This is a genomic window from Brachybacterium sp. AOP3-A1-3, assembly GCF_052378285.1.
Lineage (GTDB): Bacteria > Actinomycetota > Actinomycetes > Actinomycetales > Dermabacteraceae > Brachybacterium.
Window position 1 is genome coordinate 251,539 of record NZ_JBQSXM010000004.1, and the last position, 25,427, is coordinate 276,965.

Annotated in this window: 25 protein-coding genes, 1 tRNA gene and 2 pseudogenes; 12 read left to right on the forward strand and 16 right to left on the reverse strand. The window is 68.8% G+C overall.

Translation table 11 applies throughout. The features are described 5' to 3' along the window. Positions 1-48: 48 nt before the first annotated feature. Together ACT3T5_RS08375 and ACT3T5_RS08380 are read right to left on the reverse strand one after the other, a co-directional pair. On the reverse strand, positions 49-1,578 hold the full coding sequence (locus ACT3T5_RS08375) for a DUF222 domain-containing protein (protein ID WP_444579849.1): 1,530 nt from the start codon (positions 1,576-1,578) through the stop codon (positions 49-51). A 470-nt stretch (positions 1,579-2,048) separates the two neighbouring features. Further along, positions 2,049-3,905, reverse strand: coding sequence for an FGGY family carbohydrate kinase (locus ACT3T5_RS08380; protein ID WP_444594133.1), 1,857 nt, complete (start codon positions 3,903-3,905; stop codon positions 2,049-2,051). 262 nt (positions 3,906-4,167) lie between these two features. Here ACT3T5_RS08380 and ACT3T5_RS08385 point away from each other — a divergent pair, with 262 nt between their 5' ends. The 4 genes from ACT3T5_RS08385 to ACT3T5_RS08400 all read left to right on the forward strand — a co-directional run bounded on the left by ACT3T5_RS08385 (position 4,168) and on the right by ACT3T5_RS08400 (position 6,426). Then, positions 4,168-4,629: a VOC family protein gene (locus ACT3T5_RS08385; RefSeq protein ID WP_444579846.1), complete on the forward strand. Its 462-nt coding sequence runs from the start codon at positions 4,168-4,170 to the stop codon at positions 4,627-4,629. Between the two features lie 179 nt (positions 4,630-4,808). Then, positions 4,809-5,144, forward strand: coding sequence for a MazG-like family protein (locus tag ACT3T5_RS08390; RefSeq protein ID WP_444594134.1), 336 nt, complete (start codon positions 4,809-4,811; stop codon positions 5,142-5,144). A gap of 79 nt (positions 5,145-5,223) precedes the next feature. Further along, positions 5,224-5,751 (forward strand): hypothetical protein, encoded by a 528-nt coding sequence (locus ACT3T5_RS08395; RefSeq protein WP_444594135.1) that lies wholly within the window; start codon positions 5,224-5,226, stop codon positions 5,749-5,751. Between the two features lie 120 nt (positions 5,752-5,871). After that, a complete protein-coding gene (locus ACT3T5_RS08400; RefSeq protein WP_444594136.1) occupies positions 5,872-6,426 on the forward strand; it encodes a hypothetical protein in 555 nt (184 codons plus the stop codon). Here the strand turns inward: ACT3T5_RS08400 and ACT3T5_RS08405 are convergent. Together ACT3T5_RS08405 and ACT3T5_RS08410 are read right to left on the reverse strand one after the other, a co-directional pair. Further along, positions 6,404-7,777 (reverse strand): acyltransferase family protein, encoded by a 1,374-nt coding sequence (locus tag ACT3T5_RS08405; RefSeq protein WP_444594137.1) that lies wholly within the window; start codon positions 7,775-7,777, stop codon positions 6,404-6,406. The genes ACT3T5_RS08400 and ACT3T5_RS08405 overlap by 23 nt on opposite strands. A gap of 252 nt (positions 7,778-8,029) precedes the next feature. Beyond that, entirely contained in the window at positions 8,030-8,995 is a 966-nt protein-coding gene (locus ACT3T5_RS08410) for a sigma-70 family RNA polymerase sigma factor (protein WP_444594138.1), read from the reverse strand. A 141-nt stretch (positions 8,996-9,136) separates the two neighbouring features. Between ACT3T5_RS08410 and ACT3T5_RS08415 the strand changes: the two genes are divergently transcribed. After that, complete coding sequence (locus tag ACT3T5_RS08415) at positions 9,137-10,456, forward strand: FAD-binding oxidoreductase (protein ID WP_444594139.1); 1,320 nt, start codon at positions 9,137-9,139, stop codon at positions 10,454-10,456. A 39-nt stretch (positions 10,457-10,495) separates the two neighbouring features. Here ACT3T5_RS08415 and ACT3T5_RS08420 read toward each other — a convergent pair whose 3' ends face one another. The 3 genes from ACT3T5_RS08420 to ACT3T5_RS08430 all read right to left on the reverse strand — a co-directional run bounded on the left by ACT3T5_RS08420 (position 10,496) and on the right by ACT3T5_RS08430 (position 13,141). Continuing rightward, the gene (locus tag ACT3T5_RS08420; protein ID WP_444594140.1) at positions 10,496-12,274 is read right to left on the reverse strand and encodes a hypothetical protein; all 1,779 of its coding nucleotides are present in this window, start codon (positions 12,272-12,274) and stop codon (positions 10,496-10,498) included. Positions 12,275-12,401: 127 nt separating this feature from the next. Then, positions 12,402-12,734: a hypothetical protein gene (locus ACT3T5_RS08425; protein ID WP_444579833.1), complete on the reverse strand. Its 333-nt coding sequence runs from the start codon at positions 12,732-12,734 to the stop codon at positions 12,402-12,404. Between the two features lie 122 nt (positions 12,735-12,856). Next, on the reverse strand, positions 12,857-13,141 hold the full coding sequence (locus ACT3T5_RS08430; protein WP_444594141.1) for a GrpB family protein: 285 nt from the start codon (positions 13,139-13,141) through the stop codon (positions 12,857-12,859). 272 nt (positions 13,142-13,413) lie between these two features. Between ACT3T5_RS08430 and ACT3T5_RS08435 the strand changes: the two genes are divergently transcribed. Then, positions 13,414-13,662: a hypothetical protein gene (locus tag ACT3T5_RS08435; protein WP_444579829.1), complete on the forward strand. Its 249-nt coding sequence runs from the start codon at positions 13,414-13,416 to the stop codon at positions 13,660-13,662. A 66-nt stretch (positions 13,663-13,728) separates the two neighbouring features. On the opposite strand, the gene ACT3T5_RS08440 is transcribed toward ACT3T5_RS08435, so the two are convergent. Both ACT3T5_RS08440 and ACT3T5_RS08445 read right to left on the reverse strand, forming a co-directional pair. Then, positions 13,729-13,899: a hypothetical protein gene (locus tag ACT3T5_RS08440; protein WP_444594142.1), complete on the reverse strand. Its 171-nt coding sequence runs from the start codon at positions 13,897-13,899 to the stop codon at positions 13,729-13,731. Between the two features lie 243 nt (positions 13,900-14,142). Further along, the gene (locus tag ACT3T5_RS08445) at positions 14,143-14,865 is read right to left on the reverse strand and encodes a TSUP family transporter (RefSeq protein WP_444594143.1); all 723 of its coding nucleotides are present in this window, start codon (positions 14,863-14,865) and stop codon (positions 14,143-14,145) included. A 293-nt stretch (positions 14,866-15,158) separates the two neighbouring features. On the opposite strand from ACT3T5_RS08445, the gene ACT3T5_RS08450 reads away from it, so the two are divergent. Then, entirely contained in the window at positions 15,159-15,359 is a 201-nt protein-coding gene (locus ACT3T5_RS08450; protein WP_444594144.1) for a hypothetical protein, read from the forward strand. A gap of 35 nt (positions 15,360-15,394) precedes the next feature. Here the strand turns inward: ACT3T5_RS08450 and ACT3T5_RS08455 are convergent. Further along, positions 15,395-15,742, reverse strand: a pseudogene (locus ACT3T5_RS08455) (hypothetical protein); the annotation flags it as partial. A 12-nt stretch (positions 15,743-15,754) separates the two neighbouring features. Beyond that, positions 15,755-15,928 (reverse strand): hypothetical protein, encoded by a 174-nt coding sequence (locus tag ACT3T5_RS08460; protein ID WP_444594145.1) that lies wholly within the window; start codon positions 15,926-15,928, stop codon positions 15,755-15,757. A gap of 98 nt (positions 15,929-16,026) precedes the next feature. On the opposite strand from ACT3T5_RS08460, the pseudogene ACT3T5_RS08465 reads away from it, so the two are divergent. After that, positions 16,027-16,563, forward strand: a pseudogene (locus ACT3T5_RS08465) (HAD family hydrolase); the annotation flags it as partial. A 10-nt stretch (positions 16,564-16,573) separates the two neighbouring features. Here ACT3T5_RS08465 and ACT3T5_RS08470 read toward each other — a convergent pair. Next, positions 16,574-16,708, reverse strand: coding sequence for a hypothetical protein (locus ACT3T5_RS08470; protein ID WP_264298789.1), 135 nt, complete (start codon positions 16,706-16,708; stop codon positions 16,574-16,576). Positions 16,709-17,037: 329 nt separating this feature from the next. On the opposite strand from ACT3T5_RS08470, the gene ACT3T5_RS08475 reads away from it, so the two are divergent. Together ACT3T5_RS08475 and ACT3T5_RS08480 are read left to right on the forward strand one after the other, a co-directional pair. Beyond that, entirely contained in the window at positions 17,038-17,250 is a 213-nt protein-coding gene (locus ACT3T5_RS08475; protein WP_193119549.1) for a hypothetical protein, read from the forward strand. Positions 17,251-18,633: 1,383 nt separating this feature from the next. Next, entirely contained in the window at positions 18,634-18,885 is a 252-nt protein-coding gene (locus tag ACT3T5_RS08480; protein WP_444579958.1) for a hypothetical protein, read from the forward strand. Positions 18,886-19,098: 213 nt separating this feature from the next. On the opposite strand, the gene ACT3T5_RS08485 is transcribed toward ACT3T5_RS08480, so the two are convergent. The 4 genes from ACT3T5_RS08485 to ACT3T5_RS08500 all read right to left on the reverse strand — a co-directional run bounded on the left by ACT3T5_RS08485 (position 19,099) and on the right by ACT3T5_RS08500 (position 23,085). Further along, positions 19,099-19,296: a hypothetical protein gene (locus ACT3T5_RS08485; RefSeq protein WP_444579957.1), complete on the reverse strand. Its 198-nt coding sequence runs from the start codon at positions 19,294-19,296 to the stop codon at positions 19,099-19,101. Positions 19,297-20,248: 952 nt separating this feature from the next. Beyond that, positions 20,249-20,321, reverse strand: a tRNA-Lys gene (locus ACT3T5_RS08490). Positions 20,322-20,347: 26 nt separating this feature from the next. Then, positions 20,348-21,376: an acyltransferase family protein gene (locus ACT3T5_RS08495; protein ID WP_444594146.1), complete on the reverse strand. Its 1,029-nt coding sequence runs from the start codon at positions 21,374-21,376 to the stop codon at positions 20,348-20,350. A gap of 200 nt (positions 21,377-21,576) precedes the next feature. Continuing rightward, positions 21,577-23,085, reverse strand: coding sequence for an alanine/glycine:cation symporter family protein (locus tag ACT3T5_RS08500; protein WP_444579955.1), 1,509 nt, complete (start codon positions 23,083-23,085; stop codon positions 21,577-21,579). A gap of 436 nt (positions 23,086-23,521) precedes the next feature. On the opposite strand from ACT3T5_RS08500, the gene ectA reads away from it, so the two are divergent. Beyond that, complete coding sequence (ectA, locus tag ACT3T5_RS08505) at positions 23,522-23,983, forward strand: diaminobutyrate acetyltransferase (protein ID WP_444594229.1); 462 nt, start codon at positions 23,522-23,524, stop codon at positions 23,981-23,983. Between the two features lie 118 nt (positions 23,984-24,101). Next, positions 24,102-25,373 carry a diaminobutyrate--2-oxoglutarate transaminase gene (gene ectB, locus ACT3T5_RS08510; protein ID WP_444579954.1) on the forward strand — a complete coding sequence of 424 codons (1,272 nt, stop codon included), beginning with the start codon at positions 24,102-24,104 and terminating at the stop codon, positions 25,371-25,373. The last annotated feature ends 54 nt before the right edge of the window (positions 25,374-25,427 follow it).

Sequence of the window (25,427 nt, forward strand, 5' to 3'; positions counted from 1 at the left end):
TCAGCCTACTGAGGGGAGCCCCTCGGATCACCCCGCGTTCAGGGCCGTTCAGGGCGGGTCGTCACCGCACTCGTCGTCCTGAGTCGCGTCGGTGAAGCGGCCTCTGTCTTCTGCGTCGTCGCCTGCTGCCGACTCGGAGTCCACGGTCGGTGCTGTGGGTTCGGGTTCCGCCTGCGGTGCTGTGCGTTCCGGTTCCGCCTGCGGTGCTGGGCGCTCGGGGTCCACGAGCGGTGACGGGGTCGTGGTCCGAGTCGTGCCGCCGTAGCCGGTCCAGGCGACACGGTGTCCCGGCCGCTCGGGATCCTCGACGCGCTCCACCTCGAGTGCGTCCTCTTCCTTCTGGTTGCAGTGCAAGCAGGCATCCTGCCCGTTGTCCAGGCTCGTGGGACCGCCTCGCGCAGAGGGCTTGACGTGGTCGTGCTGACGGATCGCGGCGTTGCAGAAGGGGCCGCGACAGGACGTATCGCGCCAGGTGAGGAAGCGCGCCATGGCCGGCGGGAAGGCTCGAGCGCGAGAGTCCATGGAGACCAGCTCACCGGTGGTCGGATGCGTGTACAGCCGGCGGATCACCGCACGGATCGCCGGGCCATCCGCACCGAAGGGATCCTGCTGGGAGGAGCTGGGAGCTGCCGTGACGGCCAGCAGCTGGGCGCGCACGGCCTCCGCCGGGACCGCACCGTATCCCTCGATCTGGGCAACATCTCCGCTGCCCGGATGGAAGAGCGCCCGGTCCGTGATGATCACGCCGACGTCGAGTGTCGTCTGCACGGCGGTGTTCTCGGGCTGGAGCACAGCATCGTGCAGCACATCGGCCATGTGCGCACCGTGCGGCCCCTTCTTCCCGGCGACCACACGACGCTCGGCCTCGAGCATCAGCCTCTTGTGCACGAGACGCGCTTCGATCGCCGGCATATAGGCGCTGATCGTGGCCATGCCGTGGGCGCCGGGCGTGAAGGTGACGTGACGCTGCTTGCGGGCGCGACGGTGCCGGATCGTCTCGCCCTCGGGATCCAGGCCCCCGATCGCCAGCGCGACTGCCTGCTTCCATCGCCGTGTGCCCGCGCCGTCGAGGTCCGGCAGGCGCTCCCCGAGGAGAGCGTCGACCTGTGCGCGCTGGTCATCGTCCAGGACACCTGTCGCATCGGCCGCCGCGTAGACGGAGTCCGTCGCTGCCTGGCCCGACGCCATCGCCTCGAGCAGGGTGGGCATGGACTCCACCAGCCGCCGGGCGGAGGCCATGGTGCGACCGGCACCGGACGGGGATCTCCTGGTCATGAGGGAGATGTCCCGACGGGTCTTGCCGTCGGCCCTGCCGTGCAGCTCTTCGAGCGGTGGCATGGCGGAGAGCTCAGGGCCGACGGCGTCCTGAGCACTGCGGACCTGCTCGCTCCGGGTCGCGTCCCCGATCGCGACCACGGTGCGCGCCTCGATGGTGTCGAGGATGCCGCGCGCCTCCTGCACGGTGCGCAGCAGATTCACGTAGGTGTCCCGCCCACGATCCTCCACCACGAACATCGTCGCGGGATCAGAGGCGATCGAGCCGAGGAGGAAGCCGATGTCGCCGATGAGCCCTGCCATCGCACGCGGTCCACCCGCACGCAGCTCAGCCAGATGCGCCGACGGACCCGTAGGCCCCTCGGCTGGTTCTGGCGGTGTCGGCATCAGCATGGTTCCATCGTCCACGCATCTCGTCGCAATCGAAAGCCTCTTCGACGAATGTGGATAACTCCGTGGAAATTACCGACCGTTAACCGCTCGCATCATCGCACCTGGTCGACGCAACGTGCCGCTGACCTGCGAGGCGTATCCGTCGCCACCTTTCCTCCCCAATTATGCGACCCACAGGGGTCGACGGAGAATTCTGGGAAGAATCCCGCGAGGCCGCAATCGGACAGAGGTCGGCGGACGGCAGGCAGCGGCAGCGGCAGCGGCAGCGGCAGCGGACGGCAGACGGCAGACGGCAGACGGCAGACGGCAGTCGGCAGTCGGCAGTCGGCAGACCAAGGCTTCCGCGCGCGATGCACCATCCACGACTCGCCACCCACAGCTCAGCGCAGAGCGCCCACCTCGGCGACGGCCAGGTACAGAGCGCGGTGGCCGCGGCGGAAGCGGGCGTGACGGCGCACGGCCGACGGGTCCGGCTCCACCGTTCGCCCTCCGTCCCGATCGGCGAGTGGGCGGATCGTGTGCTCGAGCTGCAGGGCGTCCGCCGCCGCGAGAGCGCATCCCAGCAGCGCCGCGTCGGCCTCCTCGACGACGCGCACGGGACGGCCCATGACGTCGGCCAGGATCCGCATCCACGGTTCGGAGCCGGCTCCTCCCCCCGCGACAGCAAGCGGTCGCGGCGCGAACGCCGGCTCCCCCGGCAGTGCCGTGTCCCCCAGGGATGCTGGCTCTCCCGGCGATGCTGGCTCCCTCGGAGAGGCCAGAGCCGCACCCACCACGGGGCCCGTCACACCGGCCGCGCTCTCCACGGCGGCGTGAGCAAGCGCGTGCGCGACGCCCTCGAGCACGGCCGCGTACATGTCGATGGCCTCGGTGCTCGGCCCCATGCCGATGATCGCCGCCCGTAGATCCGGCTCGCGGACGGGGTAGCGCTCCCCATGGATCGACGGCAGCGCGAGCAGGCCTGTGGGTCCGCGACCATGCTCCACTTCCCGGCGTTCGAGCAGGTCATCGGCCTCCTCGGCCGTGATCCCGGCCAGCAGCGCTCCCCGCGCCCATTCCGCCGCCGCACCGGCGGCGAGCAGGGCCGAGATCCGCAGGGTCCGCGACGGCGAGGGTGGGGATGACGGGAACGCGAAGGACCACGAGGACGGGGGCGCGAAGGACGACGTGGACGACGACGACGGCGACGGCGACGGCGACGGCGCGGAAGAATCGTCCTGCCCGCTGAGGGCCAGATGGTGCGAGATCCCGGGAGCCGGCCCGTCGGGCGATATCGCGTCGCGCGGCCTGTCGGACCCAGCATCCTCGTGGTCCCGTCGAGTCTCCGGGACCACGGCGGCCAGCCATCCGCTGGTACCGAGGTAGGCGTACTCGTCGCCCTCGTCGAGGCCGACGATCCCCAGCGTGGTCGCGCCGGCATCCCCGGGCGCAAGGATCACGGGCAGCCCGACGGGCAGGCCCAGCAGGTCTGCGGCGGACTCGTCGGTGCGGCCGACGACCTGACCGATCGCCCTGGTCAGCTCCGGCAGCATCGCCCTGCTCAGCCCGGCGGCGCGCGCGACCGGGTCGCTCCAACGTCGGGTCCGGGCGTCGAGCAGCCCGGTCGCGGACGCGGTGGTCACATCGCACCAGGCCCCGAGGCCCAGGGCGTGCACGAGGTATCCAGCCGGGCCGAAGACGACTCCCCGGGCGCGGCCGACGACGTCAGGAGAGGTGCGCGAGAGGCGGCGGAACATCGCGGCGCAGCTGGTCGCGTCCTGCTCATTGCCGGTGATCCGTTCCCAGACCGCATCCGCCGATCCCCCGCACTCCGCACGCTGGCCGTCCTGGCCGCCCTGGCCGCTGTGACCGTCCTGGCCCGGATCATCGGAGCTTTCCTCAACGGCGGTCCTGCCCTCCCGACCCAGGATCTGGCGGATCTCTGCGGCGTCGGAGGCGGCGCGGGTGTCGCTGTAGAGGATCGCGGGAACCGGCTCTCCCTCGGTCAGGAGCACGAGGTCCTGCATCTGCCCGGTGATGCTGAGGGCGACGGGCTCCTCGTCCGCCCCGCGCAGCAGCTGCGTGATCGCGTCCTCGGCAGCGCGCAGCCAGTCGGCCGGGTTCTGCTCGACACCGCCATCGGCCGCGGTGAAGGTCTTGTATCCGCTGCTGGCCTGCGCTCTCGTCGTGCCGTCGAGGGCGAGGAGGGCGGCTTTGGCGGCGGAGGTGCCGAGATCCAGACACAGCAAGGAACGCATGAGATGAGGGTAGGCCGCCAGCGCCGTGTCCGACCGACGGGACCGGCTTCTGTGCTTCAGCGGACAGCTTCTGTCCGCGCCCAAGAGCACAGTGGTCGTGACAAGGGTGCTGCGCAGAGAGGCAGGCCATGTCACCTGCGAACCACTCCTCTGCGGTCGCAGCCCGCCGTCGTCACCCCTCGCCGAGCTCGCCTCCTTCTCCCAACCCGCACGTCCCAACCCGCAGCTCGCACCCCGCACCCCAGCTCAGATGGAGAATCCCATGAGCACCACCGTCCAGATCACGTTCGATGCCCACGATCCCCGCTCGCTGTCGATCTTCTGGCGCGAGGCGCTGGGCTACATCCATCCGCCGCCTCCGGGTGTCGAGCTGGAGGAGGGGAAGGATCCGCTGGACGCCTGGGAGGAGTTCCTCGAGCGTCTGGGAGTCCCCGACGACCAGCGCAACAACGCCTCTGCCCTCGAGGACCCGGACGGCTCCGGGCCGCGCGTCTTCTTCCAACGGGTCCCCGAGGGCAAGACGGCCAAGAACCGGGTGCATCTGGACCTGCGCAGCGCCCCGGGGCTCCACGGCGACGACCGGATGGCCGCCCTCGAGAGCACCTGCGAGCGCCTGCTTGCCCTCGGGGCCAGCCGCCTCGCACGGCATGAGCCCGAGGAACCGCTCAGCGCCGGATTCCTCGTGCTGGCAGATCCGGAGGGGAACGAGTTCTGCCTGGACTGACTCCGAGCCCGGACTGGCACTGAACCCGGACGGACGCTGCCGATGGCGACGGCCCCGGGGGCTCTGCGCACTCCCACGCGGCACACTCCCACGCGGCGCACTCCCACGAGGTACGGCTCCCTTGCGTGCGACCACTCGCGCGCGACACCGCGGCCGTGGTGATGCGGGAGACTCATGCGATGGACAGCACCGACCTCTCCCGCGGGATCGCCGCGCTCAGCACCTGGATCGACGAGGGCAATCGAGACCGGAATCCCGAAGCCGCCACGTGGGCTCGGCTCGCGAAGATCACCGAGGAGGCCGGCGAGGTGGACGCCGCGCAGATCGGGGCCACCGGCCAGAACCCGCGCAAGGGCGTGACGCACAGCGAGGAGGATGTGCAGGAGGAGCTGCTGGACGTGGCTCTCACGGCGCTCGCCGCGCTCGAGCATCTGCGCGGCCATGACGAGCGCTCGATCGAGCTGTTCGCAGACAAGCTCGGCCGCACCCTGCAGCGCGCTGGCCTGCACGAATGACCTCGGGGGCGGCGCAGGGCTCGACCGGCCGCACGGTCACGCGGATACTGGGAGCCACCGCACCCGCAAGGAGGCAGACATGGTCGACGACGACGACGATGCCCGAGGACCAGCCCGACGACACGACCCCGTCCGGCCCGAGGACCGCTCCGATGTGTTCGATGCTCCTGATGCTCCTGATGCCGCAGCGCACGACACCACCCACCGCTCTACTCCGCTGACAGCTCTCGAGCTCCGCGCCCGCGCCGAGATGACGGCGCCTGCGGGCGTGGGGCGCTCAGGCGCCCGGCACCGGGCCGAGGGCTCCGAGTCCTCCACGACCTTCTTCACCCGTCTGGACGATCTCCCGGAGAGGGCTCGGGAGGAACTCTTCGGCCCGTCCGTGCAACATGTGCTGTACGTGTACTACGCCGAAGGGCCGACGCTCGTGGGCGCGGTGCTGGATCCGCCGGTCGCCGTGCACGCCCCGTCGGCGAGCGCTCTCGAGGCCAGGATCCGCACCTACGTCGCCGAGCACCGAGGGGTGGTCGAGGCCGACGTGCAGACCTTCGGCCGACGCGTCGAGCGTGATCACGCACTGCGGATCCTGACCGCACCGGGGAGCTAGCGGCGCATACCTGCACCGTCCAGGCTTGGCGGGGTCTGGTCTGGTCCGGTCTGGTCTGGTCTGGAGAAGCCGCCTCTGAAGAACAGTCCAGGCGGAGCCGGCCCGAGGGAGGATGGGACGATGCTCCCCCAGCGCTGCGTCTTCCATGCCCGCACGGCCGCGAACGCCGCGGCAGATTCGGTGCTCCCCCTCAGCGATCTCGCCACCTCCGATCCCGCGGCGTACGAGCGGGCCCTGGCCAAGTACGACGACACCCCCGAGCGACGCCGGCTCCGGGACACGTGGATCCCGCTGCTCGAGGCGCGGTGGACCGAGGCCGTGTTCCTGACCCCGATCCACCCTCACGCGATCTGGCGCGCCTGGCGGGACATCGCGGGCACGGAGCTTCCGTCCCAGGAGTTCTGGGCGATCGCGATCGACGACGTCCACCGGCCTGTGCTCTTCGAGCGTCGCCTGAGCACCACCGGCGAGCCCATCGATCCGCGCGAGGTCGAAGCGGTGGATCCACAGTCGTTCACCACCGCGCACGAGACCACGCCGCGCAGCGCCGACTGGATCGCGCACCTCGCGGAGACGGGCAGACGCGGTGCGTGGTTCCACGGGACCCCGCACGTGCTCACCCGTCGGCCCGTGCCGGTCGGGTCCGCCCAGCTCATCGACTGGCAGCACCCGTGATCTGACGGGTCTCGACGTGCGGCACGGCTCCGGAAGCCTGGGCAGCCCCGGTGGGCCGCGGTGCCTGGACCCTCGACAGCGCCGCCAGGAACAGCCCGGCGGCGGCCGTCGCGGTGAGGACGGTGGTGCCCGCGAGCAGCGGGATCAGCACGCCGACGAGCGCGAGCAGCACGGCCTGCAGCGCCCGGGCCGGTGAGTCCGTGGGGCGGTGGAGCCGACGGCGCTCGATGCCTCCGAGGGCCCACGCCACCGTTGCGGTGAGCACGAGCGACAGCACGAGCCACGACGGCCGCAGCGTCCACCACAGCAGCCCGGAGGGCTCCGGCAGCAGCAGCCCGCCGTGCTCAGCGAGATAGGCCGATACCCCCGCCATGGTCAGCAGGACCGGCAGGTTCCAGAGGTAGATCGTCATGGTGCGGGCGGTCACGAACGCGGTGACCGCGGCGATCCACAGATGCGCGATCAGCGCTGCGAGCGCTGGCCGCAGGAGGGTGAACGCGGCCGTCTGCGCGACGCCGACCAGGAGCAGGGCCGAGGTGGGCGGGTTCAGGTGGGCGATGAGGTCGGGCGAGCAGAGGCCGAGCGTGAACGCCCCGGCGAGGAGCGCGATGGCTGCACCTCCGATCCTCACGCGGGTCACCGGGCGCAGCGCGTCCAGTCGTCCGTCGGCGAGGAAGAAGCCCAGCTGCTGCAGGGCGAGCCAGACGAGGGCGATGTTCGCGTAGCCGAGGGCGTCCGCTCCGCTCAGGCTCCGCAGCGTGTCGACGCCGAGGGCGGCCGCCGCGAGGGTGGTGAGCGCGGCGAGGGGTGCGCGCTCATGGGCGCGGAGCATCGCGGGCAGGACGGCCTGGGTTCCCAGGTACACGCCGAGGAACCACAGGGGCTGGCCGTAGCGCACTCCTGCCTCCAGGAGGAGGCCCGCCGGGACTCCGCGGGAGTGGAGCACGGCGAGCGCGACGGCGACCGCGGAGATCGTGACCACGGCGGGCAGCAGGAGGCGGTGCACGCGGCCGACGACGAAATCCGTCGCGGTGCCGCCCCGGTCGCGGAGCCGCCGGAACGCGAGCATCCCGGAGAAACCGCCGATGACGAAGAAGACCGGCATCACCTGCAGGAGCCAGGTCACCGGCGGGTACCAGGACGCTCCGACGGTGGCGTATTCGAGCACCGGGCCGTGCGGGCCCACGGTGACGCCCATCTGGAGGCCGTGGAGCAGCACGATGGCGAGAACGCACAGCGCACGGACGAGATCGATCACCGGGTCACGCCCGGTGGGTGCTGCGGGGGCTACGGGTGCTGTGGGCGTTGTCGGCGCGGTTATCGCACGTCGGGCCGTCTGGGTGGTGGTCATGGCTCGCTCTCCTCGGTGATACCGAGGACGTTAGGGACGAGATGGCAGGGCCCGCATCACCCCAGCGAGCGCAGTGCTCCCCCTACACCGGAGTGAACGGGTGCAGCCCCGCTGCACCCTGGAGCGATCTCGTCCGGGCACTCCGGCAGAGCCTCCTGCTGCATCACCAGCAGCGTCGCCGGCAGAGTCCGCGGCAGCGACGCCGGCAGGATCCCCGGCAGGGTCCGCGGCAACGTCGCCGGCAGGCAGGACCTACCGGATCTTCGCCGGCAGGGCGGCGAGACGTTGCGGGGCCGCGAGGACGTCGAGCCGGGCGATGCGGTCCGCGTCGAGGGTGACCAGGTAGATCGCCTGCACGACCCCGTCGGCGACATAGGCGGCGGCGGGGACGTCGCCGACCAGCACCAGGCGGGTGAGCTCGGCCCGGCCGGCGAAGACCCGTGCCACCGCGTCGCCGCCGCGCACCCGTTGCTCCAGCAGCGGCGCACCGTGCTCGGCGCCCTCGGAGGCGATCTCCACGGCACTGTCATCGCTGCGCAGCTCGATCTCCGGATCGAGCAGCTGCAGCAGGCCTCCGAAGTCCCCGCCGCGGGCAGCCTCGAGGAAGGCGATGATCGCCGCCTCCTGGCGCTGCCTGACCTCGCCCACGTCAACCGTGCGCAGGCGCCTCCGGGCCCGGGAGGCGAGCTGGCGGGCCGCCACCGGCGTGCGCTCCACGATGGGGGCGATGTCGGCGTAGGACAGCGCGAAGACGTCGTGCAGGACCAGCGCGAGACGTTCGAGCGGGCCGAGCGTGTCGAGCACGACCTGCATCGCCACGGCGAGATCCTCAGAACGCATCACGGTATGGACAGGATCCGTGGCCGACGAGCCGTCGACGTCCGGTGCGATCACGCTTCCGGTGTCGCCCGCGCCGCCTCGCTCGGCCGCGGCTCCCGACTCCTCGGCGCCGTCCCACCGAAGGTCCTCGCGCCGACTGCTCTGCTGGCGGATCATGTCGATGCACACGCGCGAGATCACCGTGGTCAGCCACGCCTCGAGGTTGTCTATCGCAGCGATGTCGGCGCGCTGCAGGCGGATCCATGCCTCCTGGACCGCGTCGTCGGCGCTCCACGGCGAGCCCAGTGTGCGGTGGGCGATGGCGTACAGCTTCGAGCGGTGCTCAGCGAACTGCGAGGCCGCAACCTCGAGAATGGCGGGTGGTTCCTGGCTCGTCATGGGCATCCCTCCGCGTGAGCGCTCGTCACGTTTCGTCGGCGTCGACCGACTCCCTGTCAGGAACGCCCACCTCGAGGCGTCCTCACCCCGATCGGCAACGACAGATCGGCATTCTCAGATCGCCAACCTCAAGGAGTCCTGATGAGCATCCTCCCGCACACCACCCTCACCGCGCTGCCCCATATCGTCCGCGGGCCGGTGCAGCTGCCCGGCGACCCCGGCTTCGAGCGGGCGCACCGCCCCTGGAACCTCGCGATTCCGCAGGACGTCAGTGCGGTCGTCGAGGCCGCCGATGCCGCAGACGTCGCCGAGCTCGTGTGTTTCGCCTCCGCCCACGCGCTGAGCGTCGCGACGCAGCCCAGCGGGCACGGTGCCACCGGTCGGGCCGACGGGTCGATCCTGCTGCGCACCTCACGCCTGGACACGATCGAGGTCGATCCCGGTGCCAGGACCGCCCGCATCGGCGCAGGGGTGCGTTCGGGCGAGCTGCAGCGGGCTCTCGCCCCGCACGGGCTGACCGCGCTGCCGGGCAGCTCGCCGGTGGTCACGGTGACCGGCGCGGCGCTCGGCGGCGGGCTGAGCTGGTTCGGGCGCGCCTTCGGGTGGATCGCCGACAGCATCCTCTCCGCCGAGGTGATCACCGCCGACGGCGCCGCACGCACGGTGACCCCGCAGAGCGATCCCGAGCTCCTGTGGGCGCTGGGCGGCGGGGGCGGGGACCTGGCGATCGTCACCTCGCTCGAGCTGAGGGTGCATCCCGCACCGTCCGTCGCGGGCGGGCGACAGCTCTGGTCCGCCACACATGCGCAGGAGGTCGCCCGGGCTTACCGGGCGCTGACCGAGGCCGCCCCGCCGGAGCTGACCCTCTGGCTCGAGCTGCTCAGCTTCCCCGGCTCCGAGCCGATGATCGCGATCGACTCCACCTTCCTGGGCGAGGAGGACGAGGCCCGCAGGCTCCTGCAGGCCACTGAGCGCCTCCCCGCTCCCCTGGCGGACTCCCGCGCCGCGCTCAGCGTGGCCGAGCTGGGCCGGATCACCGCTGAGCCCGTCGATCCGGGGCCCGGGCTGTCCCGCGGCGAGCTGCTCACCCGACTCGATGACGATGCCCTCACCACGCTCCTGGACACGCCGATCGCTCCGCTGATGACCGTGCAGATCCGACACCTGGGCGGCGCCCTCGCCGAGGGCACCGGCAACCCGCATGGCGCACTCGAAGAGCCGTATGCCGTCTACCTGTTCGGGGTGCCCTCGACCCCGGAGGTGGCCGCGGGGATCTCGGATCGCCAGGCGGAGATCGCCTCGGCGCTGCCGGTCAGCGGCCGCAAGCCGATCACCTTCCTCAGCCCTACGGAGACCCTGGCCACCGCGCTCCCGGACGCCTCGATGCAGCGGCTGCGGCGGCTCAAGGAGGAACTCGATCCGCAGCAGACCCTTCGCGGGAACTTCAGCATTCTGGGATGACGGCCCTCAGGGCCGGGCCAGGCGCCGATCAAGCCCCGATCAGGCTCCCGGGAAGCGGGGCGCGGGCGGCAGCTGCGCCGACGATGCCTGCATCGGGGGTCCCTGCATCGGAGGCACCTGACCGGGAGCCGCCTGGCCGGGAGCCGCCTGGCCGGGAGCTGTCTGGCCCGTGCCCGGCGTCCCGTCGGCCCGTCGCCTCCGCGCCGACCGTCGGAACCAGTTCACGAGCGGCCCGGGCACGAACCGATCCACGAACGGGGCACCGAACCGGGCGAGCGCCTCGACCATCAGTCCGATGAAGAACGCGACCACCGGCATCCACGGGGCGAGGCCGACGGTCATCCCGAGGTCGCCCACCATCCCCATCTGCATCTGCAGGGAGATCCGGACCAGCGCGAGCAGGATCAGCGACCACCCGAAGTAGGCGAGCGGAAGCGCAGCCCAGGACACGACCTGCGCGAGGACGTTCCCCTTCTCGATCCGGCGGTCCCGGTTCCAGAGCACCGCGACCACCGCCGGCATCAGCAGAGCGATCAGCACCAGGGGGATCCACAGGTACCAGGGCAGCTCGAAGAACCACAGGAACTCGTTGCCGCGCGCGCCCCCGAAATCCTCGACCGCACCCCTGGAGTTCATGTGCATCGGAACCGTCAGCATGCCCAGCCCGGGCAGCAGCGCGAGGCCCGTGAGCCCCCAGATCGGGATCGCCAGGAACATGGAGAGAACCGTCCCCCCATCACCCTGGACCACCATCCCGATCGATACGACCACCGCCATCAGGATCCAGACCGGGACCGCGAAGACCAGGGCGTGGACGAGTGCCAGCCGGGGCGCGGCGGCGAGGTCCGCGATCACCGGCCACCAGGCGGGCTTCTCGAGTCCCGCGACATGACCCAGGAACAGGGGAAGCGCGATGAGCACCCAGGTGCCGAAGAACATGTCCACCCCGGCGGAGTGCATCGACAGGGACAACCCGAGCGTGTCGTCCTCGATCGTGAGCGCGGTGACACGGGTGGCGATCACGGCGAAGATCGCGACGGCGAGCCCGGAGATCCCCGACCACAGCAGGGCACCGAGCACGCCGTTCGAGCCCCAGCGGCGCTGGACGAGACGGCCGACGACGAAGGCGGTCGCGACCATCGCCACAGTGATCAGCAAGGGCAGCCCCCGCAAGCTCATCGCGGCATTGCCGAAGAAGCCCAGGTTCAGCTCGGCGTCGTAGGAGCCGAAGGAGGCGAGGGAGACCAGCTGGAACGGGATCCCCACCAGACCCACGATCGCCTGCCAGCCGCCGTCCCCCGCGGGAGAGGTCGAGCCATCGGTCGGGACGGTGCCGCCGCCGGTCAGGTCGCCGGTATCGGCGGTGAGCGCGGCGAGGATGCCCGAGATGATCACCAGCAGCGCGGCGCCGAGGGCCACGATGTAGGCGAGCGCCCCGACGGCGAACGTGGGCAGGGGGTTGCCGATGCCGACCTTCCGCAGGGTAGCGCCGGCCTGCGCCGCAGAGAGCATCTGTGCCCCCTGGGAGACCTGCGTACCCTGGGCGCCCGTCGGTGCTGCCGGTCCCGAGGTCGCGGAGGCGGCCCAGGGTGCCGGCGCAGCGGACGAGGCCGAGGTGGGCGATGTGGGCGGTGCCGCAGAGTCGAAGGATGGGCCGGAGGCCGTGCCCGGCGGGATGGAGCCGAACGCTCCCCCGGAGGGTGACGGCGAGAACGGGGCCTCGCCGTATCCAGGCGGGGTGGGCTCATGGTCCGGGAGTCCGCCGCCTGGTCGGTCCTGATCTCCCCCGTGGCCGTAGGGATAGTTCGTCTCCGGCATGTGTCTCCCTCTCGCGTGACCGGCCAGCGTGGGCGCGGTCAAGTACCCCGGATGCCGAGCCTATCTGGTGGTGGTCACTCGCCGAGGTGGAGCTCATGGCCCGTGGCCTCCTTGCCGGGCCGGGCCTTCACGATCGTGCGGGTTGCAGACTGCCGGCCGGCCGGCCCGGATCAGTGAACGAGATCGCTGTGCCGATGGCCTGCGCATAGGCGATCTCGCCTCGCGTGGTCTCGCCGACGTACCCGCCGGGATTCACGATCAGCACCCTGTCCGCGAGGTCGATCTTTCGCAGATGCAGGGCGCCCAGCGCTGCTTTCTGCTCCTCGGTGATCTTCTCGCCTGCCTCACCAGGCGCGAGGACGATGACACCGGCCATGGTCAGATCACGGCTCCACGCACGCATCTCGTCCGCAAAGCGCATCGAACCGCAGAGGCAGACGATCTCAGGTCGATCAGGCACTGTTCATTCCTTCTGTCCTCCGCCGTCGATCCGCCGTTCCTCAGCTGCGCTGCCGACGCGATCTCGCTGCACGCTACTTGTCCCAGGCACCGACTGTTGGCAGCCCGCGACTTCTGCGCTCCTCATCGAGCAGCTCCTGGATGAGCGAGCTCTGCGTGATTCGTCGGGCCCGCGCCGTGCACGGCGTATCCGAGGCCTTCCAGCGGCTCCCCCATCGCGAACGGGTCTGCGTCGGCGACAGCACGTGCAGCGATGTCGATGACCGGCTTGGCGAGGAGACCGGGAACTGCCGTGCTCCCGATGTGCTCGATCGCGTCGACCCGTCCGGTCAGCGCAGCAGAGATGTCGCCCGCGGCGTGCGCGAAGGAGCTCGCCCAGAGAGCGTCGTGCGACTCGAGCTCGACCATGGTGGCGACACTACCCGTGTGCTCCGGTGAGCCGTCGTGGCCCCGATGAACCCCCCAACCGGTCGGGGTGGGAGCATCGGGCGCTGCCCGGGTGCCACGCGCAGTCCTGTCCGTCGCAGCAGATCCTCGCGAGGAACCCGGGACATTCCGAGGGCTCCGACTTCAAAAAACGCCCATAACGGGCGTCTTGACCTGCAGTTTCGTGTTCCTGCGGCAGTTGCCGGCCGGCAAGATTCACGTGAACGTCGACCCGCCGCAAAAGGACAGAAGTGATGAGCACCCCGGGAGAGCAGCTCGAGGCCCTGGTCTGGCTCGAAGCTGCCCACACCGACATCTCCGCGCAGCAGCGTGACGAGTTCTTCGCCGCCGTCGACGTCTACTACGACGAGCACCCGATCGCCTCGCGCGGTCCGGACCCGATCAGCATCCTCCACGAGGACGATCGCGCCTTCGCGGCCATCCTGCGCGAGGTGCTGGGCAGGGAGCACCCCACGGCGGCCCCGGACACGGACGCTTCCTGAGCACCACGAGGAGCTTCCCCGCACCCGGCTGAACCGCGCGAGGTGGAGCGCCTGGTCCGTCGAGCGTCAGTTCGGAGGCGTCTCGGTGAGCCAGTCGAGAATCTCGTCCTTCTCCACGGCGCCCACCGTCACCTCGTCGGCGCCGCTGGTGCATGTCACCCAGACGCTTTCCCCGTCGGCCTGGAGAGTGAGGGAATCGTTGTCCCGATCAGACAGCTCGAGTGGGGGTTTGCTCATCGTGGGTCCTTAGCTTCTCTACTGGTGCAGGAGAACATAACGCTCCCGATACGGGAATCGACAGTGGAGGCCCTACCACTCGATCGGACCCCGCGCTCCCGTCACGACACGCGTGATCACCACGGACCCCTCGCGACTCGAAACCCGTGGTGAGGCGACGATCGCGCCGAGGTCCGGCGTGGCTCCCCGGCAGGAGTCGGGCATCTCCGTGTCGGGAGCCCGCCCCCTGACACCTGACCCTCGTCAGATGAGCGCCTGGGCGATCGTCATCACCGCGCCCGCAGCGGACAGGACGAGCACGACCCGCATCAGAGTCTTGCCCGCGAAGCGTCCGGCGAGTCGCTGCCCGATCGCGGCACCGATCAGGATCGCCGCGATCGTCACCACCCAGCCGGTCCCCTCCATCGAGGGCAGCGACCCCTTCGCGACCAACGAGAGTGCACTGAGGAGCAGGAAGTGGGCCTGGGCCGACGCCGCGAAACCCTTATGGGCCCACCCGGTAGCCGCCGCGTAGACGGCCAACGCGGGCCCGCCCACGCCTGCCGTCACGTTCATGAAGCCCGAGGCGACACCGAACCCGGAGCTCACCGGCAGGCCGTCCTTCACGGCGCCGGGCCTGGCAATCACGGTCACGCCGATGGCGATCAGGATCAGCACTCCGACCAGCACGGCCAAGGGATCCGCGGGAAGCACTGTGAGCACGAGCACGCCCAGCACGATCCCCACCAACGAGAACGGGGTGAAGCGCAGCAGGCGTCGCCACTCGACGTCGCGGTGCACGAGCCCGAGGTTGAGGAGCGATGACACGACACCGCACGCATTCGTCACCAGCACGCCCTCGACGGGCCCCGCCGTCAGGACCAGGAAGGGTGAGGCGACCAGGGCGAACCCCATGCCCGTGAGCCGTTGGAGCCCCGCCCCGACGCCGATGATCGTCGCGAGGAGAGCGAGGTCGGCGAAGGTCACCGGGCAAGCCTACGGGCAGACCACCCGGCCTGAAGTGCCCGGACTCCGTTCCGCGGAGAGGCGATCGCGGACGGTCATCGCGGGGCTGCCGAGCTCCGCTGCGAGGTTCCTGCGAGCGGACAGCACCGACCCCTCACCCGGGAGGACCCGTCAGACCCCACGTCGGCTACCGCAAAATGTGAAGCCTTTCACAAAAGGGCTCCGATCGCGTGAGAACTCCGCCCGCCGTGACGTCCTCATCCGCAACGACCACAGCGCTGCATCCCAGCGCCGACCCTTCTACCGGAGACAGCATGTTCCCCATCGAGCTCAGCGACCACGACGGCGACGCCCTCACCATCACCACCCGCGGCACCGACGTGTGGCTCACGTGCACCACTGACCTGTCCGAGGTCACCATCGGCCCGATCCCCCGCACTGCGCTCCACGCCGCACTCACCGACAGCCGTATCGACGGCGCCGTCACCGCGGCCCCCATCGAGGATGCGGGATGACCCGCTCACGTCGAAAGTGAGGAGCTCCCCCGTGCTCATCGACGAAGGGATCCGCGGCCGGAGCCCATGGATCTCTCATCTCGATCGAACTCCACAAGGCCGCCCCGGTCCAAAGCTTCTCTCCCCGACCGGACGAATCGGAGTGCCAGGTGGCTCAGCTGTCGATGCATCTCCGCGTCCCCCAACCAGGCGGCACTGCGAATCTCGTCGTTCGCCAGGTCGAGGCCGTCGATCGCGGACGAGCCCATCGAGGCTTCATAGACGAACGCCAGCGCCCCGTGCGGGTCATCTACTCCCGGTTCGATGTGCCCCACGGCGAGCAGCCTGCCGAGATCGATCGAGACACCCAGCTCTTCTCGACACGCGCGAATACATGCGTCCGACGGTGACTCGCCCTACTCCACGGTGCCTCCGGGGAGATGCCAGGCGTCCTTGTAGGTGGGCTCGACGCACAGCACCCTGCGGTCCTCCGCGATGATCAGCGCACTGGTGATCACCCGCTTCCTCGGCAGGCTCGCCAGGTACTGGGCATGCGGCACCATCGACGCGGACGACAGACGGTGCACCATGGTCCCGAGGATATGTCGGCGCGCCTCACGAACGGCAGCATCGTCGGCCGGTCCTGGCCCATCCACGACGAGGCACGCGTGGTCCGTAGGCTGTGGCCGTGCCCCTTGCGATATTCGATCTGGACGGAACCCTCGTGGACCAGGCGGGCGCCGCGCGGACTTGGACACGCGGGTTCGCGAAGGCATGGAGCCTCGATGAGCAGGATGCGGGCGACATCGCCGCAGCGTTGACCCGGCGCCGCCCGAAGGGCGAGATCTTCTCGATGATCGTCGAGCGCTTCGCCCCCCCCCCCGTGACACCCGAGGCCGCATGGAGCGATTATCGCGCACAGATGCCGGATCTCGTCCGATGCACTGATGCCGACCGATCAGCGCTGGAGGACCTTCGCAACGCCGGGTGGCGGCTGGGCATCTGCACCAACGGCATGGCCGATAACCAGGAGAGCAAGATCCGGAGCACGGGACTCGCGGATCTCGTGGACGGATGGGTCATCTCCTCCGAGTTCGGACGCCGCAAACCAGACCCGGATATCTTCCGCGAGGTCGCCCGACGACTCGCGTGCCCTCTCGACGGATGGATGGTGGGCGACAGCCTCGACATCGACGTGGCAGGAGGGCTGACTGCAGGTCTCAAGACTGCGTGGATCACGTCGACGCCAGCAGCAGATCCTCGTCCCGCTCCCACAGTACGTCGAGCTGTCCGGAGGCCTTCAACTGCTCGACCAGGTCCTGGCCGGAGGGCTCACCGCCCGGCTGCTGCTTCTCGTTCGTCATGGTCATGATTCTTACCGTTCCTCTCAGTACGGCTTACACAGACCATCTGACACGCCCACGCGTGGACGATTTCGACGGTGACGCCGAGGTGCTCTGCGATCGCACCTGCCGACTGGTGTTCCGCCTCAGCGTCGGCGTAGTCCTCGTCGGGGATCAGGAGCCGTGCAGCCCAACGCCACGCGCTGCGCCCCACCGGCCGCGTACAGAGCGCGTCCCCGTAGTGATCGTGTGCGAGCTCGAGGACCAGCAAGCCGACCGCGACGCACGACGACAAGGACGGGGAGCCGCCCTATATGTACCATTGTCGCGGCCGTACGCAATTGCGAGGAGGACAGTTGGACTGGAAGAAACTCGTCCTGGGGGCCGTCGGGATTCTGGTGTCCCTGATTATCGTCTGGTTCGGAATCACCTGGGCCACGTCCGGCGTCTCGCTATCGCAGAGCGTACTGATCGGTGGGATCGTCGCGGTGCTGGGCATCATCCGGCTCGGGGATGCCGCACGACAGCTCTTCACCGCCACAGACACCCGAGCAGCCAGCAACCGCTGACCAGCCGAGAACAACACCAGTCGACGACGACATGACAGCGCCCACCTCTCAGCTAAGGCTGGGAGGTGGGGCGCTTTCGTCATAGGTGACGTCGGCTGGCGCGTCGCGTCCGCAGTCGCTCCACTAGTCACTGCCCTGCACGGTCTCAAACCGAGTGACGCGCTTCGCCATGCATTGCTCCCTCAGAGCGCTCTCGGTGTACGCGAACAGTGTCTCCGTGCGCTTGAACCCTCTGCGGCGGATCGTCGCTGTCCATGTGAACGAGTTGCCACCCGAGGCGGGAGCTTCGATCACGGCGTAAGTCTCGGATGCTGTCTTGCCAGTCATAGGAGTCTCCTTGGTCAGGATCAAGAGGACATCTGACCCAAGAGATTGTTCGGAGCGACGACACGATCAGATTGGCGAGAGGCCCTGCCGGCAGGTGCGCCGATGAGCCACCAGACAGGCGATGCCCGGCAAGGCGTCACCGTCGGTCTTGCTCAAAGCACGAGATGATCGCGGTCGGACCGGCCCGATACCAAACGGTTACCAGTTGCACCTGAAGGAGCGCGCGGGCGCCGATACGGTTGACCAGTCGGTCTCGCGCTGCTGAACACTTCGCGGTCGATGCTCTCAGAAACGCCCCCATCTTCCTCCGGGAAGGTGGGGGCGCCTTCGCACGCCTATAGGTCAGATTCACGATGGTCAAAGCTTGTAGTATTTCCTGGTCACCCCGTCTCTTCCTGCAGTGCCAGACGGGGGCGACCCCCTGGGAAGGGGAGCCTCCATCCCTTTACGGCGGGATGGAGGCACTTCTATGCCCGGGCCCGCTGGTGACGGCCGGCCGGCGGGTACGATCGCCACATGGCACTGGCTCACATCGTTCTACTGGTCGCGTTCATCGCCTTGGCGGTGGCCGTCGTCGCCGGGATCGGAGTGTTGTTGGCTGCGGGCGCTGGAATGCTTCTCGACACGCCAAATTCTGACGCACGCCGCCGGTAGGACCCGGGCTCACGAGACGTAGTGCTGACTCCTGGCCTGGGACCTGCCTACTCGGCGTCCTGCATCATGACGAATCTGGTGACACCCCGAGCTTGGCAACGCTTCTTCAAGCTCTCCTCGCAGTACGACTCGATCATCTCCGTACGCTTGTACCCCTTGTAGTGAATGTGCGCGGTCTAGATGAAGGTCAGACTGTCTGGAGCGGGCGGTTCGATCACGGCATACGTGTCGGGAGCAGTTCAACTAGTCATGGGTCTCCTCTTTGAGTGGCCCAAAATAAGCAGATCCACCATGCTGCCGACTACCACCACCCTACCCCTCTGACCTGCAACGGGCTAGAAAACTTCTAGGACTGTGCAGTAAAATTTGGTTATTGTCGAAACTGACCAAAGGGCGAATCTGGTGAGCACCGAGAGTGAACGAATTGAAGCAACGGTATGGCTCGAGTCCAACAGTCCGGACCTCACCTCGCAGCAGTGCGCGAAGTTCCTTTCTGCCGTCGACGCCTACTACGAAGTGGATCCCGTCGCGGAACGAACCGCGGGCCCGCTCGGCTGCATCCGGCAGGACGAGAGCAAGTTCGCTGAGATCCTCCGCAAGGTCCTCGGCGAGGTGCCGCCGTCGCCCCCAAGCCCCCCTCTCGATCTCCCGTGACGCGCGGAACACCCACCTGCTCAAAGGATGGGCACTTCCGCATGTCGAGAGCCAGTTGGAAATAACTGCTTCGCCTAGCTAAGCTGTTGCGTGCGGCCTCGCGGTGTCCTCGAAACCCATGGCGAGGCCGCGCCCCTCTGAGGAGAGGGAACGAGAAGCGCCCCACCCTCAGCTTCGGCTGGGAGGTGGGGCGCTTTCGTTATGCCAGGGACCTCAGCCCTTGAAGTGCTTGTCGACGATGTTCCAGTACTTCTCAGGGTCGAGTTCGTCTGCACCTGCGGCCACAGTCTGCTCGTGCACCTCGGTAGCGATCGCGTCGAGGTCGTAATCCTCGAGCCGATGAGACACCCCGGGATCCTGTCGGTTCTCGATCACGGTTCTGATGACCTCAACGAGCTTGTCGTGCTCCATCCGCACTCCTTAGCTTGGCTATCGATGATGCGGATTCTAGCGCGGCTCCAACCCTCCAGCACCGCCGCTGCCCCGACCAGTCGATCGGGTGCTCCCCAGCTACTGCATCTAGTCTCTGGGACGCGGCTTCGTTACGTCGTGAAACCCATGGCGAGGCCGCACCCCTCTGAGGAGAGGGAAGGAGAAGCGCCCCCACCTACCTGACTACTCGCAGGGCGAGGGGGCGCTCTCTTCATGTCCTGGATGTTTCCCGCCGTTTGGCAGTCCTTGATCGTACGAGCGTCGCCACGCCGAGGCACGCCAGCGCGATCAGCGCCGAGACTCCGACGATGTGCCACATAGTCCACGCGGCAAGCCATTCGTCCGGCAGGATCAGCTTCGCTATGAGTTGCGTCGCAACCAGCGCATCGCGACGGTCAGGGCTTCGTGCAGGGAGACTTGTCGTTTCTTCTCGCTCATGACTCGACGCTACGGCCGCCTTCGTTGGCAGCGACATGGCTGAGAGTCGAGGGCCGCTCCCCACGAAAGTACGCCCCCACTCTCCCAGGGGAGGGTGGGCGCTTTCGTCATACCCAGGGCGCTCCGTCGCGCCCCCCGTACTCGTTCGGTACCGCGATCGCGCCCGAGCAGCCGAGCGTCCGCACCGTGTGGCAGGCCCGACACGGCCACGCGGGGCGGCCGCCGCCGGTCGCGCCGGCGAACTGGCGGAACTGGAAGCTGACGCACGCGCCAGACTCGCCGCATTCGCATGGGCCGGGGTCGGGGTAGGTCCAGCCGTGGCGGGTTCGGATCAGGTCCATGGGGAGAGTGTGCGCCGCGGGCGGGACAGTCTGGATTTCGGACTGCACTAGCCCTGGGCTATACCCCAGCTAGGACTCGTCCGAGAGTGCGGATGTGGCACCACATGGGCACGACATCCGCCTCTCGTCTCCCCAGAACTCTCTCTGACCAGTGGGCCCGGAGGGGATCGAACCCTCGACCCGCGGATTAAAAGTCCGATGCTCTGCCGACTGAGCTACAGGCCCGCGCCCGCTGAGCGAGCCAGACCATCCTACCTGTGCGCGGCGGCGCTCGAGAACGCCGGACGCGGCGCACGGGCCTGCTCTTGGCGCGCCGGCGCGGGACGCCGGGCCGGCCAGGCATACAGGATTCCCGTCGTCGGCCGGATCAGGATCGCGAGCACGCAGATCCCGGTCGTCACCAGGTAGAACAGCAGGTAGCTCGCCGCGCTCGGCGGCACGTCCAGGTGGCGGCAGAGGAGCTCGATCACGGGGAGGTGCACGAGGTAGGCGACGATCGAGTGGCGGCCCAGCCACTCCACGGGACGGGTGAGCCGCATCCGCGGGAGACGCTGCGCGAGTCCTATCGCGGCGATCACGGACACCAGCACGACGACCTGAGTCACCACGGGGACCGACGGCTCGGCATCGCTCAGCGCCGCCCACAGCGCCCAGGCCGCCGCGAGACCCAGGGCAGGGACCAGCAGGGCGAGCGGGATCGTGCGCGCGGTGAGCACGTTCCGCAGCGCCGCCCCGGCGAAGAAGTACACCGCGTAGTAGATGAACTTGTCCGGCCGCGGCCCGTCGACGTCGTGCTCGATGCCGAGCAGGGGCAGGGCCGTCCAGACGGCGACGCTCGCCAGGGCGATCCATCCCGGCGGGACCCAGCGGACGAGGAGCCCGATCACGTAGTACAGGAACAGCGCCATGAGGAACCAGGTGTACATGCCGTTGATCCACCACAGCGGATCCGCGCCGTTGCTCCACCCCAGGATCGGCAGCATGATCGCCGACCACAGCAGCCACGGCCACAGCAGGCTGCGCACCTTGCCCACGAGGTAGCGGCCGGCCGGCTTCTCGAGCGATCTCGCCAGCAGCATCCCGGAGGCGAACAGCAGCGCCGGCATCCGGAACGGCGCGAGCGCCTCGGACAGCTCGACCATCGCCCAGGGGGCGGAACCGTCCCAGACCTGCTGGACGAGGCGGAGGTGGTGGGCGATCACGAGGAGGATCGCGCCACCGCGAAGCAGGTCCATCCAGTGCTGTCGCTCAGACGCAGCGGGCGGCATCGGAGAATTCATCGCGCCAGAGCGTAGGGGGCCGAGGACGCTCCGGAGTGAACAGCGGAGGAACTCGACGTGCAGATCGGGTGCGGGATCCGTCCCGCACCCGATTTGTGCTGTTCACCCGTCGGCGCCCGACGGCCAACACTCTGCAGCCAGCACCCACCTGCCGACGCACAGTGGGCGACGCTCAGCGGGCGACGCTCAGCGGCCGATGCTCAGTGAGCGGAGTCCAGCTCTCGCTGCTCCTGGTAGTCGCAGACGTCCTCGTCGACCCAGACCTCGACGTTCTTGATCTCGGGAAGGTCCGAGGCCAGGAAGATGGGGTCCAGGCCCTGGGCGCGCTGGGCGTTGTAGTGGCGCAGCAGCTTGAACGCCGTGGGTGCCAGGAACGCGATCACCACGAGGTTGATCAGGGCGATGAACACCATGGACACGCCGGCGATGGTCCAGGCGAGGTCCACGGCGATCACGGAGCCGATGAACACCAGCACGGTCACGGCGGCGCCGAAGGCGATGTGCCAGCCGCGCTTGGAGGTGATGAAGTGCATGTTCGCCTCGCCGTAGGAGAAGTTCCCCAGCACCGAGGTGAACGCGAGCAGGAACATGATCACTGCGAGCAGGATCGCGGCCCAGCCGCCGAGGTTGTCGGTGAGCGACTGCTGCACCATCACCAGGCCCTCGTCGCCCATGGAGACGTCCGGGAAGGCGACCAGCACGATGAACGCGGTGATCGAGCAGATCAGGATCGTGTCGAAGTAGACGCCGAGCGTCTGCACCAGGCCCTGCTTGACCGGGTGGCTGACCGAGGCGGTGGCAGCGACGTTGGGGACCGAGCCCATGCCGGCCTCGTTGGAGAGCATGCCGCGCTGGACGCCGTTGACGATGACGGCACCGATGCCGCCGCCGATCGCGGCCTGGGGGCTGAAGGCCTCGGTGACGATCTGGGTGATGACGCGGGGCAGCTCGCCGACGTTCATGCCCACGATGATGATCCCGAGCAGCAGGTAGATCGCCGCCATGATCGGAACCATGTTCTGGGCGACGCTGGCCACGCGGCGCATCCCGCCGAAGACGATCACGCCGGTGAGCACGGCCAGCAGCACGCCGAGCACGATGGGCAGCCACGGCAGACCCTCAGGATCGGTGTAGACGGCGACGGCCCCGGAGAAGGCATCCACGATCGTGTTGGCCTGCAGCGAGGTGAAGGCGAACGCGAAGCAGAAGATGAACAGCACCGCGAAGAACAGACCGAACTTCCGACTGCCCAGACCACGGGCGATGTAGAACGCCGGGCCACCCTTGTAGGTATCCGCGGCGCGGGTCTTCCACAGCTGCGCGAGCGTGGACTCGATGAAGCTTGCGGCACCCGTGAGCAGGCACATCACCCACATCCACAGCACCGCGCCCGGACCGCCGAGGAAGATCGCCCCGGCCACACCGGAGATGTTCCCGGTGCCCACACGGGCTGCGGCGGAAACGGAGAACGCCTGGAAGGCGCTGAGGGACTTGGTGCGCTCGGAGCGCCCCCTGCCCTCGCCGACCTCCTCCCGCTGGGCCTTCTGGGTGATCGCTCCGAACATCGCCGGGATCATCCGGAACTGGACGCCCTTGGAGCGGATCGTGAAGTACAGACCGAGCACCACGACCACGGGCATGCCGGCCCAGGTCCAGAGCCAGCCCTCCGCGTTTCCGAGGAACTCGTTGAGTGAATCGAGGGGGTTCATGACCTAGACGGTACCGAGGCCCTCTCGCCGGCGCGGCAGGTCTCCATGATCGAGACACCCGTGGGGGCCCTTGCCATCCCCGCGCGCGAGAGCGGGCCCCGAGGGCCAGGCAGTGATGCACCCCACACCAACTCCGGTCGACCCCCTGAAAAGCGCCCTGAACTGCGAACAAACCCGCTGGTCGCCACGCATGACCCCGGGTTGTCGGACAATCCGGAGATCGAAGGACTGACGGTCACGTTTGCGTCACGACACTCCGAGGAAGGTGCGTTGCACCACGGCACGGGCTCCACATTTGTCGCTGCTCTCGATAGCGTTGGTGAGCGTTATGGGCCAACTGACGACAAGTTCCGACGACCACCCTTCACCTCGAAGTACGACACGATCTGCTGCTGAGACTGCTGCTGAGAGCTCCGATCCGGAGATCATCACCCCCATCCATCGCCACGGCGCCGAGATGTGGCGCGTGGCCCGCGACAGCGGGACGCTGGATCTGAACACGTCCTACGCCTACCTCCTGCTCGCACGGGACTTCGCACAGACCTCCCGTGTCGCCGTCCACGACGGCGCGGTCGTCGGCTTCGTCATCGGTTACCTGCGACCCACCGACCCCGACTGCCTGTTCATCTGGCAGATCGCCGTGGACGAGTCGATGCGCGGCCGCCAGGTCGCCCGCCGGATGCTCGATGCACTGCTCGAGGACCTGACCCACGTGCGCACCCTGGAGACCACCATCACCGAGGACAACGCCGCGTCCCAGCGGCTGTTCGCCTCCTTCGCCGAGCGTCACGGCGCCGACCATCGCATCGAGCCGCTCTTCGAGGAGACCGACTTCCCGGACGCCGGACACGGGGCCGAGCTGCTCCATGTGATCGGAGAGCTGCACACCGGCTCCTGACCCCACCCCGTCGCACGACCCGTCGACACGGGCGCTCCGGCGCGCCCGGAGACCGCGCCCGAAGACCAAGTCCACCCGGACACCCAGACCATCTGCACACCTCACCTAGGGAGACACCATGACTGCGATCGCCCCCATCAACTCCACCTCGCTCGAGTCCGAGGTCCGCAGCTACTCGCGCAGCTGGCCCGTGAGCTTCACGCACGCCAAGGGCTCCACGCTCGTCGCCGAGGACGGCCGCGAGTACACCGACTTCTTCGCCGGCGCCGGCACCCTGAACTACGGCCACAACCACCCCGAGCTGAAGAAGGTCGTCATCGACCACTTCCTCGAGGACCGCATCGTGCACGGCCTGGACATGTTCACCGATGTGCGCAGCCGCTTCCTGGAGACCTTCAACGATCTGATCCTGGCCCCGCGCGATCTCGACTACAAGGTTGCCTTCCCCGGCCCGGGCGGTGCGAACGCCGTCGAGGCCGCGCTGAAGCTCGCCCGCAAGGTCACCGGCCGCGAGTCGGTCGTGAACTTCACCAACGCCTTCCACGGCATGACGCTGGGCGCCCTGTCGGTCACCGGCAACTCGCTCAAGCGCGGCGGCGCCGGCATCCCGCTGGTGCACGCCACCCCGATGCCCTTCGACGACTACTTCGGCCAGGTCGTCCCGGACTTCATGTACCTCGAGCGTCTGCTCACCGACGGCGGCAGCGGCCTGAACAAGCCCGCCGCCGTGATCGTCGAGACGGTCCAGGGCGAGGGCGGCATCAACGCGGCCCGCGCCGAGTGGCTGCGCGGCCTCGCCGACCTGTGCAAGGTCCACGACATCCTGCTGATCGTCGACGACATCCAGATGGGCTGCGGCCGCACGGGCGGCTTCTTCAGCTTCGAGGAGGCGGGCATCAAGCCCGACATCGTCACGCTGTCGAAGTCCATCAGCGGCTACGGCATGCCCCTCGCGCTGACCCTCCTCAAGCCCGAGCTGGACATCTGGGAGCCGGGCGAGCACAACGGCACCTTCCGCGGCTTCGGCCCCGCGTTCGCCTCCGGCGCCAAGGCCTTCGAGCTGTTCTGGAGCGATGACGAGCTCGAGAAGTCCACCATCGCCAAGGGCGCCTACATCGAGAGCCGCTTCAATCAGATCGCCGCCCGTCACGCCGATCAGCACGAGCTGATCGTCAAGGGCCGCGGCCTCGCCCGCGGTCTGCAGCTGCCCACCGGCGAGCAGGCCGGCAAGGTCACCTCGCGCGCCTTCGAGGAGGGCCTGCTGGTGGAGACCTCCGGTCCGTCCGACGAGGTCGTCAAGCTGCTCCCCGCACTCACCATCCCCGATGAGCAGCTCCGCGACGGACTCGACATCATCGAGACCGCCATCGACGAGGCGCTGTCCGCCTGATCCCCCAGTACCCGTCGGCCCGTTCCCGTCCAGGGACGGGCCGACGTCCCTGAG